Source organism: Streptomyces sp. GQFP (genome assembly GCF_021545335.1).
Taxonomy (GTDB): domain Bacteria; phylum Actinomycetota; class Actinomycetes; order Streptomycetales; family Streptomycetaceae; genus Streptomyces.
Genome location: NZ_CP089312.1, coordinates 3,172,304 through 3,185,766 on the forward strand (window position 1 = coordinate 3,172,304; position 13,463 = coordinate 3,185,766).

Here is a 13,463-nt window from a genome sequence, read left to right on the forward strand (position 1 = left end):
GCTCGCCTAGGAGCACACCACATGACCACAGCACCTACGGCCGTGCAGGCCCCCCTCCTCAGTGCCCGGGGCCTCCACGTGACCTTTCCCGGGCGGCACGGTGCCGCGCCCGCCCGGGCCGTGGACGGCGTCGAACTCGACATCCGGGCCGGGGAGATCGTGGCGCTGGTCGGCGAGTCGGGCTGCGGCAAGACGACTCTGGCCCGTTCACTGCTCGGCCTGGTCCCGCCGACCGCCGGACACGTCAGCTTCGGCGGCAAGCCCCTGGAGTACTCCTCACGGGCCCTGAAGGCCTACCGCAGCCACGTCCAGCTGGTGCTCCAGGACCCGTCCGGATCGCTGAACCCCCGGCACACGGTGTACGACGCGGTCGCCGAGGGACTGCGCATCCACGGGTACGCGGGGGACGAGCGGGCGGCGGTCGCGGGAGCCCTGTCCCGGGCGGGCCTGCGACCACCTGAGCGTTTCTTCCTGAGCTACCCGCACGAGCTGTCCGGCGGCCAGCGTCAGCGTGTGGTCATCGCCGGTGCCCTGGTCCTGGAGCCCGAACTCATCGTCGCCGACGAGCCGGTGGCCTCGTTGGACGCCTCCGTGCGTGGCGAGATCCTGGCCCTGCTGCTGCGCCTGCGGGCCGAACTGGGCCTGTCCGCCCTGGTGGTGACCCACGATCTGGGCCTGGCGTGGAACATCGCCGACCGGGTCGCGGTGATGTACCTGGGCCGGATCGTGGAGACAGGGGACGTGGAACAGGTCCTCTCGGCGCCTCGGCACCCGTACACCCAGGCCCTGTTGTCGGTGCTACCGGAGGCACCCGGGAATCCGGTCGTCCTCACGGGAGAGCCTCCCGACCCGTCCCGCATCCCCTCCGGCTGCCGCTTCCACGCTCGGTGCCAGGTCCTGGCGAGCGGGGAGGCGGAACGGGCGGGAGTGGTAGACGCGTGCCGGGGCGAGGATCCCGGGATCCTCACCGGGGGCGGGGAGGCCCAGGTGGCGTGTCACTGGGCCCGGGTGACGCGGATCACCACTTGATTGCCCTGCGAGCCACAGCGTGCGGGAGCGGCCACCGGCTCCGCTCGGCCGCACTGTCAGAGGCGCGCAGTACGGTCCTGCCATGGCAACCAGAATCGATCTGACCCTCGATTGCGCGGACGCGAAGCTCCTCGCCGACTTCTGGAAGACGGCACTGGGATACATGGACGAGCCGCCGCCGGCTCCTTACGAAACCCGCGAGGAGTGGCTCGCTCAGTTCGACCTCCCGGAAGACGACTCCGCGGACGACGGCGCATGGCTCTGCGATCCCGACGGCGTCGGCCCCAGACTCTCCATCCTCAAGGTCCCCGAGCCGAAGACGGCGAAGAACCGACTCCACATCGACGTCCGGGTCCCGGGGCACGGCAGCGCCGACGAGCGGTGGGCACGGATCCGGGCGGAGTCCGAGCGGCTCGTGAAGGCCGGCGGGAGCGTCCTGGAAGAGTTCGACGGGCACCACATCACGATGGCCGACCCGGAGGGCAACGAGTTCTGCGTCGGCGCGGCCTCGGCCCGAGGATGACCGGGTGCCGGGTGCCGCTCCCCCTGAGCGCACGGTTCCCGGCACCTCGGAGGGCGCCGGGAACCGGTAGGGGGCCGGACGTGAAAACGGAGGCCGTGGAGCAGGCCCTGACGGCGCCCCCAACACCCGTACCCGCAGGCCCTGTTGTCGGTCCTCCGGAAGCCCCCGGTGATCCGGTCGTGCTCATCGGTGAACCCCCGGACCCGTCCCGTATCCCGTCCGGCTGCCGTTTCCATGCCCGGTGCCAGGTCCTGGCGAGCGGGGAGGCGGAACGGGCGGGCGTCGCGAAGGCGCGCCCGACCGAGGATCCCGGGCTGCTGGGCGGGCGGGGAGGCGCAAGTGGTTTGTCACTGGGCGCGGGCGCGGATCACTGCCTGACCTCGGCCACCAGCTCGACCTCGAAGCCGTCGGCGTTGGTGAGGTAGGCGGCGTAGTGCTGCGGGCCTCCCGCGTGCGGGTAGCGGTCCGCGAAGAGCGGCGTCCAGCCGTGGGCAGGGGCCTCGGCCGCGAGCGCGTCGACCTCATCGCGGCTTCCGGCGTGGAAGGCCAGGTGGTTGAGGCCGGGGCGCAGCCGGTCGTGACGGTCGCCGCTCAGGGCCGGTGACTGCTCCACGACGAGATAGGTCGGCCCCAGCCTCCAGCTGCGGCCGTGCTCCCAGTCCTGGTACGGCTCGTAGCCGAGGCGGGTCAGCAGCCAACCCCATGCGCGGGCCGCACGGGGGAGGTCGGGGACCCACAGCTCGACGTGGTGCAGCATGTCTTCCAATCGATGCGGAAATGCCGGTTCCCGGCACCCTGACGGAGTGCCGGGAACCGGCGGAGCACGTCACCGCGTCAGGCCGCGTGCACGACGTCCTTCTCCTCGGCGAAGTGGCACGCCGACTCGTGTGCCACCGGAGCGTCCGAGTTCTTGAAGCGCTCGGGGACCGCCAGGAGCGGCATCTCCTCGGCGCACTTGTCCTGGGCCTTCCAGCAGCGGGTGCGGAAGCGGCAGCCGGACGGCGGGTTGGCCGGGGAGGGCACGTCGCCGGTCAGGATGATCCGCTCGCGACCCTCACGGGCCTCCGGGTCCGGCACGGGGACCGCCGACAGCAGTGCCTGGGTGTAGGGGTGCGTCGGGTGGTCGTAGATCTGCTCGTCGGTGCCAATCTCGGCCATCTTGCCGAGATACATGACGCCGACGCGGTCCGAGATGTGCCGGACGATCGACAGGTCGTGGGCGATGAAGATGTAGGAGAGGTTGAACTCGTCCTGCAGTCGCTCCATCAGGTTGATGACCTGCGCCTGGACGGACACGTCCAGCGCCGAGACCGGCTCGTCGCAGATGATGATCTCCGGGTTGAGCGCCAGGCCGCGCGCGATGCCGATGCGCTGGCGCTGGCCGCCGGAGAACTGGTGGGGGTACCGGTTGATGTACTCGGGGTTGAGACCGACGACGTCCAGGAGTTCCTGGACCTTGCGGCGGCGGTCGCCCTTCGGTGCCACCTCGGGGTGGATGTCGAAGGGCTCCCCGATGATGTCGCCCACCGTCATACGGGGGTTGAGCGAGGTGTACGGGTCCTGGAACACCATCTGGATGTTGCGCCGCACGGCCTTCATGGCCCGCCCGGACAGCTTGGTGATGTCCTGGCCCTTGTAGAAGACCTCGCCCGCGGTCGCCCGCTCCAGGTTCATCAGCACCTTGGCGACGGTGGACTTGCCGCAGCCGGACTCGCCCACTATGCCCAGGGTCTCGCCCTGGTACAGGTCGAAGGAGATGCCGTCGACGGCTTTGACCGCGCCGACCTGCCGTTTGAACAGGATGCCCTGGGTGAGCGGGAAGTGCTTCACCAGGTTGCGCACCTGGAGGATCGGCTCACCGCGCTCGACCGGGGCCTCGACGGCGGCGACCGCCTCCTCCTCGGTGCGGGCTTCGACGACGTCCACCTCGGCGACGTTCGGCGTGGCGTCCTGCGGCTCGTCGTTCTTGCTGAGCTCAGCCATGGAGCGTCTCCTTCCAGAAGTGGCATGCCGAACTGCGGCCCACCAGCTCGGTGCCGTCCTGCTCGGTGACGGGCAGCAGGTCCGGGATCTGCTCCCGGCACACGTCCTGGGCCTTCGGGCAGCGCGGGTTGAAGGCGCAACCAGTCGGAATGCGCAGCAGGTTGGGCGGCAGACCCTTGATCGCGTACAGCTCCTGGCCCTTCTGGTCCAGGCGCGGGATCGAGTCCAGCAGGCCACGGGTGTACGGGTGCGCCGGGCGCTTGTACAGCTCGTGGACCGGGGCGCGCTCCACGATCCGGCCCGCGTACATCACCGCGATCTTGTCCGCGACGTCGGCGACCACGCCGAGGTCGTGGGTAATCAGGATGAGTCCCATGTTGTACTCACGCTGCAACTCCGCGAGCAGGTCCATGACCTGGGCCTGGACCGTCACGTCCAGGGCCGTGGTCGGCTCGTCGGCGATGATCAGGTCCGGCTCCAGGGCAAGCGCCATGGCGATCATGATGCGCTGGCGCATACCGCCGGAGAACTGGTGGGGGTAGTCGTTCACCCGCGCCGAGGCGGCCGGGATCTTCACCCGGTCCATCAGCTCGATCGCCTTGGCCTTGGCGTCCTTCTTGGACATGGCCTGGTGGACACGGAACATCTCGCCGAGTTGGTAGCCGACGGTCAGCACCGGGTTCAGCGAACTGAGCGCGTCCTGGAAGATCATGGCGATCTTGCGGCCGCGGATGCGGCGACGGTCCTCGGCGGACATCTTGAGCATGTCCTGGCCGCGGAAGAGGATCTCACCGCGCGGGATCGTCGCCGGCGGCATGTCGAGGATGCCCATGACGGCCTGCGCGGTGACGGACTTGCCGGAGCCGGACTCGCCGAGCACAGCCAGGGTCTCGCCGGCGGCGACGCTGTAGTTGACGCCGTTGACAGCCCGGACGACACCCTCGCGGGTCTTGAACTCGACGTGCAGGTCACGCACTTCGAGCAGCGGGCCGTCGTCTTCCGCGCTGTCGCGCGGAGCGGGCACGGTTTCTTCGATGATGGTCACGTACGCCTCCCTCAGCGCATCTTCGGGTCGAGGGCGTTGCGCACGGCCTCACCGAGCATGATGAACGCCAGCACGGTCAGGGTGAGCATGATCGAGGGGTACAGCATGATCCACTGCGCCACCCGGATCTGGGCGCCGCCGTCGGAGATGTCGTTGCCCCACGAGACGCCGTTCAGGCCGAGACCCAGGAAGGACAGCGTGGCCTCCGCGCCGATGTAGACGCCGAGCGAGATGGTCGCGACGACGATCACCGGGGCCAGGGTGTTCGGCAGGATGTGCCGGAACAGGATGCGCGGGGTGCTCGCCCCCAGCGCCTTGGCCGCCTGGACGTAGTCGGACTGCTTGGTGGTGATCACCACACCGCGCATGACACGGGCCAGCTGGGTCCAGCCGAAGAAGCCCAGGGCGCCGATGACGACCCAGGCCGTGCGGTCCTGGAAGGAGTTGAGGACAACCATGGTGCCCAGCAGGAACGGGATGCCGAAGAACACGTCCACGAGGCGCGACAGGACGGAGTCGACGATCCCACCGAAGTAGCCGGCGATCATGCCGACCAAACCGCCCACGACAGTCACGACGATCGTGGTGCCGAAGCCGACGGCTATGGAGGTCCGGGCGCCGTAGATGAGCCGTGCGTAGACGCTGCGGCCCTGCTGGTCGTAGCCCAGCCACTCCGCCGAGAAGACCTTCCCGATCTGCGGCTTCTGCAGGTAGTGGTTGGCGAGGTCGCCGTAGGTCGGGCTGGCGCTGGTGAACCAGCTGGGGAAGAAGGTGATCGTCAGGAGCAGCAGGATCAGCACCGCCGAGACGATGAAGATCTTGTTGCGGCGCAGGTCCTGCCAGGCGTCGCCCCACAGGCTGCGGGCCTTCTCGGCCTTGTCGGGCTGCGGAGCTGCCGCAGCCGCGCTCACGGCGTCCGGTGCGACGGTGGCGGTGTCGGATTTGGTCATGTCAGGCATAGCGAATCCTCGGGTCAAGGACCGCGTAGAGCAGGTCGACAAGGAGGCTGGCGACAAGGTAGACGATGACGAGGATGGTCACCAGACCGACGAGGGTGGTGCCTTCCCGGCGGACGATCGACTGGTAGATCGTGCCGCCCACGCCCTGGATGTTGAAGATGCCCTCGGTGATGACGGCACCGCCGAGCAGGGCGCCGATGTCCGTGCCCAGGTAGGTGACCACGGGGATCAACGAGTTGCGCATCAGGTGAACGCCCACCACCCGGCGCCGCGGCAGCCCCTTGGCGATGGCCGTGCGGACGTAGTCGGCGCGCATGTTCTCCGCGATTGACGTACGGGTGAGCCGGGTCACATAGGCGAGTGACGCCGTGGCCAGGACGATGGCCGGCATCAGCAACTGCCCGTAGTTCGATGGGTCGTTGACGTTCGGTTCAAGCCACTGCAGCTCGTCGGCGAAGATCCACTTGAGGATGAAGCCCAGGACGAACACCGGGACCGAGATCAGCAGCAGGGTGAACAGCAGGACGCCAGTGTCGGCCGCGCGTCCGGCGCGCAGGCCGGCGAACACGCCGAGACCGATGCCGCAGACGACCTCGATGGCGAAGGCCAGGCCGCCCAGACGCAGGGTCACCGGGAAGGCGTCACTGAGGACATCGGTGACCGGGCGGCCGCTGGCGATCTGCGTGCCGAAGTCGGCGTGCAGGATCATGTCTCTCATGTAGTTCCAGTACTGCACGAGGATCGGCTGGTCGAGGCCGTACTCGCGCTTCAGCGCGGCGATCACCTGTGGGCTGCCGCCCTTGTCTCCGAACAGCCCTCTGACGGGGTCACCGGGCAGGGCGTAGACCATGAGGAAGATGAGCAAAGTCGTCCCGATGAAGACCGGGATCATCTGGAGCAGTCGTCGTGCGACGTAGCGCCCCATCGTGCCTCCATATAAGTCACAGCGGCAGCAGGCAGGGCCCTTTCCGCACACATCGCTCGGCGATACGTGCGGAAAGGGCCCCCCGGCCGCTGCCGTTGCCCGGGGCGCGGTGCGCGCGCCCCGGGCAACGGGCTGTTTTCGGTTACTTCTTGACCTGGACGCCGGTCAGGATCGGGTCGCCGTCCTGGGCGAACTTGACGCCCGAGACCTTCTCCGAGTAGCCCGCGTTGACCTTGTAGTACCAGAGCGGAATGCTCGGCATGTAGTTGACGAGCTCCTTCTCGATCTCCTGGTACTTCTTCACCGACTCGTCCAGCGTGGCGGCGCTGTCGGCAGCGGCGATCTCCGCGTCGATCGTCTTGTTGGAGAAGCCGCTGGTGTTACCCGCCGACTTGGTGCCGTACAGGTCACGGATGAAGTTGGCGTTCATCGGGAAGTCCAGCACCCAGCCCCCGCGGTACATGGACTTGACCTCGTGAGCATCACGGGCGTCGAGGTCGGCCTGGAAGTCGGCCTTCGAGTCGAGGGAGCACTTCACGCCGGTCGCGTTGGTGATGGAGTTGCAGACCGCCTCCACCCACTCCTTGTGACCGCCGTCGGCGTTGAACTGGATGGTGATCGCGTTGTCGGGAACGCCACCACCCTCCTTGATGAGCGCCTTGGCCTTGGCCGGGTCGTACGTGGTGACGTCACCCGCGACGTTGGCCTGGTAGCCGAGGACCCCCTTGGCGACCCAGCCGGTGGCAGGCTCACGGGTGCCCTGAAGCACGGTGGTCGTGATGGTCTTGCGGTCGATCGCCATCGACAGGCCCTGGAGGACCTTCGGGTCGATGTCCTTCCACTGCTTGGTGTAGAAGGCCGGGACGATCGACTGGACCGCGGAGTAGGCCTGCTCTATTGCACGGTCGCCGAGGTCCGTCTTATAGACGGGCAGGTCCTTCGGGGCGATCTGGGTGGTGACGTCGAGGTTGCCGGACTTCAGGTCCTCGTAGGCCGTCTCAGGGGTGGAGTAGTTCTTGAAGATCACGCCGCCGTTCTTGGCCGCGTTCGAGCCCTTGTAGTCGGCGTTCTTGGCGACCGTGATCGCCTTCTTGTGCTCCCAGCTGACGAACTTGTAGGGACCGTTGCCGATCGGCTTCTCACCGCCGGCCTTCGGGTCCTTGAAGAAGGACTCGGGCAGCGGCGAGAAGACCTCGTAACCGAGCTTGTAGACGAAGTACGGCATGGCCGTGCCCAGCTCGATGGTGAAGGTGCTGTCGTCGACGACCTTCAGACCAGAGAGCTCGGTGGCCTTGGCCTTGCCCGTCTCGGGGGCGACATCGGAGTAACCCTTGATGTCCGAGAACCAGAAGCTGTTGGTCTGCTTGTTCTCCGGGTTGGCGGCCCAGTTCCAGGCCTTGACGTAGGACTCGGCGGTGACCGGGGTGCCGTCGTGGAACTTCCAGCCGGACTTCAGCTTGACCGTGAAGGTCTTGTTGTCCGTGGTGTCGACCGACTGGGCGTTCATCATGACGATCTTGCCGCTGGAGTCGTAGTCCACCAGACCGGTGAACAGCGACCTGATCACGATGCTGCCGTAGGACTCCATGGTGTTGGCCGGCTGCAGCGGGTTCTGCGGCTCACCTGACTCGACCGTGAACGTACCGTTCGGATCGATCGCGGCGCTGTCACCACTGTCGCCGTCGTCGCTGCCACCACAGGCGGTCGCACTCAGTGCCACAACCGCGGCTATCGCGACCCACTTGGCGCTCCTGGCACCGCGCATGGGTTCCTCCTCATGAGTCCATTGGTTCACCGCAAAAAGAGAGCAGACGACACACCACCGCCACCGTTGCCGGTATCGGGAAAGTCAGATGCCCCCCACGCTCGCGAGTCGGCACAGTTTGCTGCGCCAGACCCGTTGATCCGAGCTCTACGCGCCTAACTATCTGCCATGTGCCATAGCCGAACCACATCCTCAAGGTCTCGGTTCGATCACACCTGACAGAAACTTCTTCCAAAATCCGGACAAACAGTTTGCCGAAAGATCCCTGCGAAACGGACTTGTTACACATCTATCGGAAACGAGTGTCCGTATTCCGGACATGGCGGAGTGGAAAACGAGTTGCGTATGCCTGATCGCCGTGCATGGTTCCTCAGGCGGCACCCGCGCTCCGAAAGCGCGGGAAGCGCCCCCGCCTGACGCGCCGTCAGCAGACTGCCGCGACAGGATCTCTCAGTTGCCGGGACCGCCACGGGCCCGTAGACAGACAGAACGACGACGACACAGCCGGTGCACAGACACACGTCCCACCACCGCCGGTCGATCCCTCCAGCAGCAGGGTAGTGCGGACATGACGTGAATGAAGGCCCGCATCTTCAATTGAAGGGTTTTCCCCCTACGACAACACCGGGCACCCCCGACGTGAAGTGGGGATACCCGGTGCGTTCCGCCTGGAACCGGCGTCGGTCATGCCGACCGTGCCGGCCGTGACTAGCCGTGCTTGGCGCGGCTCGCCGAGCGGGCCCGCTCGCGGGCGTCCAGGTTCACCTTGCGGATGCGAACCGCCTCCGGGGTGACCTCGACACACTCGTCGTCGCGGCAGAACTCCAGGGACTGCTCCAGGGAGAGCTTGCGCGGCGGGACGATCGCCTCGAACGAGTCGGCCGAGGACGACCGCATGTTGGTGAGCTTCTTCTCCTTGGTGATGTTCACGTCCATGTCGTCGGAGCGCGAGTTCTCGCCGACGATCATGCCCTCGTACACCTCGGTGCCGGGGTCGGTGAACAGGACACCGCGCTCCTGAAGGTTCGTCATCGCGAAGGCGGTGACGGCGCCGGCCCGGTCGGCCACCAGCGAACCGTTGTTACGGGTCGCCAGCACACCGAACCAGGGCTCGTGGCCCTCGTGGATGGAGTGCGCGATGCCGGTGCCGCGCGTACCGGTCAGGAACTCCGTACGGAAGCCGATGAGCCCGCGGGAGGGCACGACGAACTCCATCCGGACCCAGCCGGAGCCGTGGTTGGACATGTTGTCCATGCGGCCCTTGCGGACGCCCATGAGCTGCGTGACCGCGCCCATGTGCTCCTCGGGCACGTCGATCGTCATGCGCTCGACGGGCTCGTGGACCTTGCCGTCGATCTCCTGCGTGACGACCTGCGGCTTGCCGATGGTCAGCTCGAAGCCCTCGCGGCGCATCTGCTCGACCAGGATGGCGAGCGCCAGCTCACCACGGCCCTGGACCTCCCAGGCGTCGGGACGCTCGGTGTCGAGGACACGGAGGCTGACGTTACCGATCAGCTCGCGGTCGAGACGGTCCTTGACCTGACGGGCCGTGACCTTGCGGTCCTTGACCACGGCCTTGTTCTCGGCACCCTTGCCGGTGCCGCCGCGGCCGACCATCGGCGAGGTGTTGGTACCGATGGTCATGGAGATCGCCGGCTCGTCGACCGTGATGAGCGGCAGCGCGATCGGGTTCTCGGGGTCGGCGAGGGTCTCGCCGATCATGATGTCCGCGATACCGGCGACGGCACAGATGTCACCGGGGCCCGCCATCTCGGCCGGCTTGCGGGTGAGCGCCTCGGTCATCAGCAGCTCGGTGATGCGGACGTTGGACATCGTGCCGTCACGCTTGATCCACGTGACGGTCTGGCCCTTGCGCAGCTCGCCCTGCTCGACGCGGAGCAGCGCGATACGGCCGAGGAAGTTGTCCGCGTCCAGGTTGGTGACGTGCGCCTGGAGCGGGGCCTCCTCGTCGTACGACGGGGCCGGGACGTGCGACAGGATCGTGGAGAAGAACGGCTCCAGGCTGTTGCTGTCGGCCGGGACCGTGCCGTCCTCCGGCTTGGTCAGCGAGGCGACACCGTCACGCGCACACGCGTAGACGATGGGGAACTCGATCTGCTCCTCGTCCGCGTCCAGGTCCAGGAAGAGGTCGTAGGTCTCGTTGACGACCTCGTCGATCCGGGAGTCGGGGCGGTCGGTCTTGTTGATACAGAGGATGACGGGCAGACGCTGCTGGAGCGCCTTGCGCAGGACGAAGCGGGTCTGCGGCAGCGGGCCCTCGGAGGCGTCTACGAGCAGAACGACGGCGTCCACCATCGACAGACCGCGCTCGACCTCGCCGCCGAAGTCGGCGTGGCCCGGGGTGTCGATGATGTTGATGGTGATGACGTCCCCCCCGTCCTTCGGGTGGTACTTCACCGCCGTGTTCTTGGCGAGGATCGTGATGCCCTTCTCACGTTCCAGGTCGTTCGAGTCCATCATGCGGTCGTCGAGCGACTCGGCGGCGTGCGCGGCGAAGGCACCGGCCTGCTTCAGCATGGCGTCGACCAGTGTCGTCTTCCCGTGGTCGACGTGGGCGACGATGGCGACGTTGCGGATGTCGTGGCGCGTGGCCATAGTGCGGCGTACTCCCGGAGTGGTGAGGACGGCCTGCGCGTACGTCTGCGTCACGCGGGCCCTGCCGGGCTGAACATGCCACGGCCTTACCCCATGCTACGGGCCCGGCGGAGCGGGGGCTCGCCGGGCCGTCCGGGTGAGGCGACCGTCACGGTCGGGGCGAGGCCTTGCTGCCCGGCGTGACGCCCTTCTTGAGGAAGCCCATGTCCTCGTAGACGGGCGTCTGGAAACCGAAGGCTCCCAGGTTGGCGACGTTCTTCTTCACGGCCAGGAGCTGGGGCCGCTGGAAGAGGGGGATCGACCCGCCGGCCGCCCAGATCCGGGCGTCGGCCTTCCGGACCAGCGAGGCGGACTTGCCCTCGTCGAGGGTGGCGATGGCCTGGTCGAAGAGCTGGTCGACCTGGTCGGTGCCGACGCGGGTGTAGTTCTGCTCGACGTTGAGCGACCCGTCGGCGGCGGGCACGGGCTTGGCGTAGATGGGCCGGGCGTCGGTGGCGGGGAAGGCGGACGCGGGCCACGAGTACAGGGCCAGGTCGTACTGCCCGGAGGCGATGTGGTCCTTGAAGTAGCTGTCGTCGGACACCTTGGTGACGGCGGTACGGATGCCGACCCGGTCCAGCATCCGCGCGATCCGGTCGCCCACGGCACGCAGCGTGGCGGAGCCGGGCCCCGAGGGCAGCACGAACCGCAGGGTCAGCGGCTTGCCGTCCTTCGCGAGCGCCCCGGCGGCGGCCCCGGCGGGAGCGGGCGTGCCCTTGGGCGCGTAGGCACCGGCGGGCGCACCGCCCTGGTCCGGGTGCTTGTGGAGGGACTGCTTGCCGTCCTGGGCGAGGTTCGTCTTCCCCGACCCGTCCTGCTGCTTCTGGTGGTCCAGCGGGTCCTGGTGGTCCTCGCGGACGGGCTCGCCGTACGGCTTGTCGTCGTCGCCGACGATGTAGTTCCCGTCCTCGTCACCGGCGCTCTCGCTGGCCTTCGGGGAGGCGGTGGACGTCGCGCCGGCCTTCTTCCCCTCGCCCCCGGCGACCTTCTTCGGCTTGCCGAGCGGGCCGCCCTGCACCCAGCCGGCGTCGGCGAGGAGGGCCTCGGCCTCGTCGGTGTCCTGGCCGCCGAGCGCGCCGCTGTTGTCGGCGTAGGCGGCCTGTCCGGAGAGCGCGAGATGACTGCCGACCGGCACGGCGGGCAGCCCCAGCGGCTTGAGTACGAGGCCGGCCAGCTCCTCGCGGTCCAGCGCCCGGGCGACGGCGCGGCGCACCCGCTCGTCGGCGAGGGGGCCGTCGGCGCCGTTGAGGGCGAGCTGGGTGTAGGCGGGTTCGAGGGACTTGCGCACCTCGAACCCGCTGAGCGACCGCTGCTGCTCCTTGTACTTGGCGTCCGCCTTGCGCTGCGCGCTCCGGGCGATGATCTCCGCGTCGGCGGCCTCCTCGTCGGAGCCGTGCGCGAGGGCCCAGGAACGCAGGGCGCGGGCCGGGGTGCGCGCGGCGCCGGGGCCCTGGAGCGGGGTCGACTTGCCGCGCGCGGCAAGCACGATGCGCTCGGCCTCGGCGGGGTCGATCTCGGCGACGTCGACCTTGCCCGCGGCGAGCGCCTCGGCGCGCTTGTCGCGCGGTACGGAGTGCAGCACGATGCTGTCGAGCCGGGGGGTACGCCCCCACCAGCGCGGACTGCGCACGAGAACGACATCACCGTCGGCCTTGGCGATCTTCTTGAGGTTGAACGGCCCCGCGGTGACCTTGAGCTTTCGCCTCGCCCCGTCGTTGAAGGAGTCCGGGGTCCCCATGACCTCCTTGGGGTACAGCGGCGAGAAGAGCGACTTCCAATCGGCGTAGGGACGGCTGAAGGTCACCTTGACTTCGAGATCGTTCGCCCCGCGCTGCACCTTCGCGATGCGGTCGTACCCGGCGTTGCGGGCGGTCCAGTACGCCGAGTTCTTGCCGGACAGAGCACGCCACTGGGCGGCGAAGTCGGCGGCGCCGATCTCCCGGCCGTCGCTCCAGACGGCCTGCTGGTGCAGCTTGTAGAGGACGACCTGGCGGGGCTCGGTGTCGACGACCTTCGCGGACTCCAGGAAGTCGGCGTTGCGCACCGGCCGCCCGTTCGCGTCGAGCCGGAACATCGACGGCAGCACGGCCTGCGCGACCCGGGTGGTCGTGGCGTCGGCGTCCGCCTGGAAGGTGTTGAGGGTCTCCGGTACGGAGTCCACGGCCCAGCGCAGAGTGCCGCCGTCGGTGAGCAGGGAGCGGGCGGCGGGGGCGATGTCCTGCCCGGCGAGCGGCTTGCTCGCCTGGTCCTCGTCACCGCCGCACGCGGTGAGCAGGGGCACGGCGAGCACGCCGGCGGTGAGAAAGGCGACCGAGCGCGTGACCGCGCGCAGTCCGACGCCGTGGTGAGACATCTCTGCTTACCTCCGAGGGCCGCGGGCGTTATGATCACTTTTGGCGGTATATGGAGCTGATCGCATGTATCCGGCCACTGAAGAGGAAAGGGTTCGGCAACGGACGGCGACACGGCGACGACAGCCGGGAAGCCCACCCGTGCGGCGCAGCGCACCGCGGGATGCACCCATACGCCTCGGCCAATCGGTGCACATCCCTTCCCACCGACAGGTGTGACGCGCAACA

The 13,463-nt window shown here is 68.2% G+C and carries 10 protein-coding genes and 1 pseudogene; 3 read left to right on the forward strand and 8 right to left on the reverse strand.

Features of this window, described 5'->3' with window-relative positions; all coding sequences use genetic code 11:
* The first annotated feature begins 21 nt into the window (after positions 1–21).
* From LUX31_RS13795 to LUX31_RS13805, 3 genes and pseudogenes are all read left to right on the forward strand, one after another.
* On the forward strand, positions 22–1,029 hold the full coding sequence (locus tag LUX31_RS13795; protein ID WP_235475074.1) for an ABC transporter ATP-binding protein: 1,008 nt from the start codon (positions 22–24) through the stop codon (positions 1,027–1,029).
* Positions 1,030–1,111: 82 nt separating this feature from the next.
* On the forward strand, positions 1,112–1,552 hold the full coding sequence (locus LUX31_RS13800) for a VOC family protein (protein ID WP_235475075.1): 441 nt from the start codon (positions 1,112–1,114) through the stop codon (positions 1,550–1,552).
* Between the two features lie 71 nt (positions 1,553–1,623).
* Positions 1,624–1,930 (forward strand): annotated as a pseudogene (locus LUX31_RS13805) (oligopeptide/dipeptide ABC transporter ATP-binding protein); the annotation flags it as partial.
* On the opposite strand, the gene LUX31_RS13810 reads toward LUX31_RS13805, so the two are convergent.
* The 8 genes from LUX31_RS13810 to LUX31_RS13845 form a co-directional block, all read right to left on the reverse strand.
* Positions 1,920–2,309, reverse strand: a complete 390-nt coding sequence (locus tag LUX31_RS13810; protein WP_235475076.1) for a VOC family protein — start codon at positions 2,307–2,309, stop codon at positions 1,920–1,922. The pseudogene LUX31_RS13805 and the gene LUX31_RS13810 overlap by 11 nt on opposite strands.
* A 77-nt stretch (positions 2,310–2,386) precedes the next feature.
* The gene (locus LUX31_RS13815) at positions 2,387–3,535 is read right to left on the reverse strand and encodes an ABC transporter ATP-binding protein (protein WP_235475077.1); all 1,149 of its coding nucleotides are present in this window, start codon (positions 3,533–3,535) and stop codon (positions 2,387–2,389) included.
* Positions 3,528–4,580, reverse strand: a complete 1,053-nt coding sequence (locus LUX31_RS13820; protein WP_235475078.1) for an ABC transporter ATP-binding protein — start codon at positions 4,578–4,580, stop codon at positions 3,528–3,530. The genes LUX31_RS13815 and LUX31_RS13820 overlap by 8 nt, the downstream gene beginning before the upstream one ends.
* Before the next feature lie 11 nt (positions 4,581–4,591).
* Positions 4,592–5,539, reverse strand: a complete 948-nt coding sequence (locus LUX31_RS13825; protein ID WP_235475079.1) for an ABC transporter permease — start codon at positions 5,537–5,539, stop codon at positions 4,592–4,594.
* Positions 5,532–6,464, reverse strand: coding sequence for an ABC transporter permease (locus LUX31_RS13830; RefSeq protein ID WP_235475080.1), 933 nt, complete (start codon positions 6,462–6,464; stop codon positions 5,532–5,534). The genes LUX31_RS13825 and LUX31_RS13830 overlap by 8 nt, the downstream gene beginning before the upstream one ends.
* A 142-nt stretch (positions 6,465–6,606) precedes the next feature.
* The gene (locus LUX31_RS13835; protein ID WP_235475081.1) at positions 6,607–8,229 is read right to left on the reverse strand and encodes a peptide ABC transporter substrate-binding protein; all 1,623 of its coding nucleotides are present in this window, start codon (positions 8,227–8,229) and stop codon (positions 6,607–6,609) included.
* A gap of 708 nt (positions 8,230–8,937) precedes the next feature.
* The gene (gene typA, locus LUX31_RS13840) at positions 8,938–10,845 is read right to left on the reverse strand and encodes a translational GTPase TypA (RefSeq protein WP_235479912.1); all 1,908 of its coding nucleotides are present in this window, start codon (positions 10,843–10,845) and stop codon (positions 8,938–8,940) included.
* Between the two features lie 148 nt (positions 10,846–10,993).
* On the reverse strand, positions 10,994–13,237 hold the full coding sequence (locus tag LUX31_RS13845) for an ABC transporter family substrate-binding protein (protein ID WP_235475082.1): 2,244 nt from the start codon (positions 13,235–13,237) through the stop codon (positions 10,994–10,996).
* Between the last annotated feature and the right edge of the window lie 226 nt (positions 13,238–13,463).

Coding starts and splice junctions, on each gene's coding strand:
- LUX31_RS13800 (WP_235475075.1), top strand. CDS start 1,112: ATGGCAACCAGAATCGATCTGACCCTCGATTGCGCGGACGCGAAGCTC.
- LUX31_RS13795 (WP_235475074.1), top strand. CDS start 22: ATGACCACAGCACCTACGGCCGTGCAGGCCCCCCTCCTCAGTGCCCGG.
- LUX31_RS13810 (WP_235475076.1), bottom strand. CDS start 2,309: ATGCTGCACCACGTCGAGCTGTGGGTCCCCGACCTCCCCCGTGCGGCC.
- LUX31_RS13815 (WP_235475077.1), bottom strand. CDS start 3,535: ATGGCTGAGCTCAGCAAGAACGACGAGCCGCAGGACGCCACGCCGAAC.
- LUX31_RS13825 (WP_235475079.1), bottom strand. CDS start 5,539: ATGCCTGACATGACCAAATCCGACACCGCCACCGTCGCACCGGACGCC.
- LUX31_RS13845 (WP_235475082.1), bottom strand. CDS start 13,237: ATGTCTCACCACGGCGTCGGACTGCGCGCGGTCACGCGCTCGGTCGCC.
- LUX31_RS13835 (WP_235475081.1), bottom strand. CDS start 8,229: ATGCGCGGTGCCAGGAGCGCCAAGTGGGTCGCGATAGCCGCGGTTGTG.
- LUX31_RS13830 (WP_235475080.1), bottom strand. CDS start 6,464: ATGGGGCGCTACGTCGCACGACGACTGCTCCAGATGATCCCGGTCTTC.
- typA (WP_235479912.1), bottom strand. CDS start 10,845: ATGGCCACGCGCCACGACATCCGCAACGTCGCCATCGTCGCCCACGTC.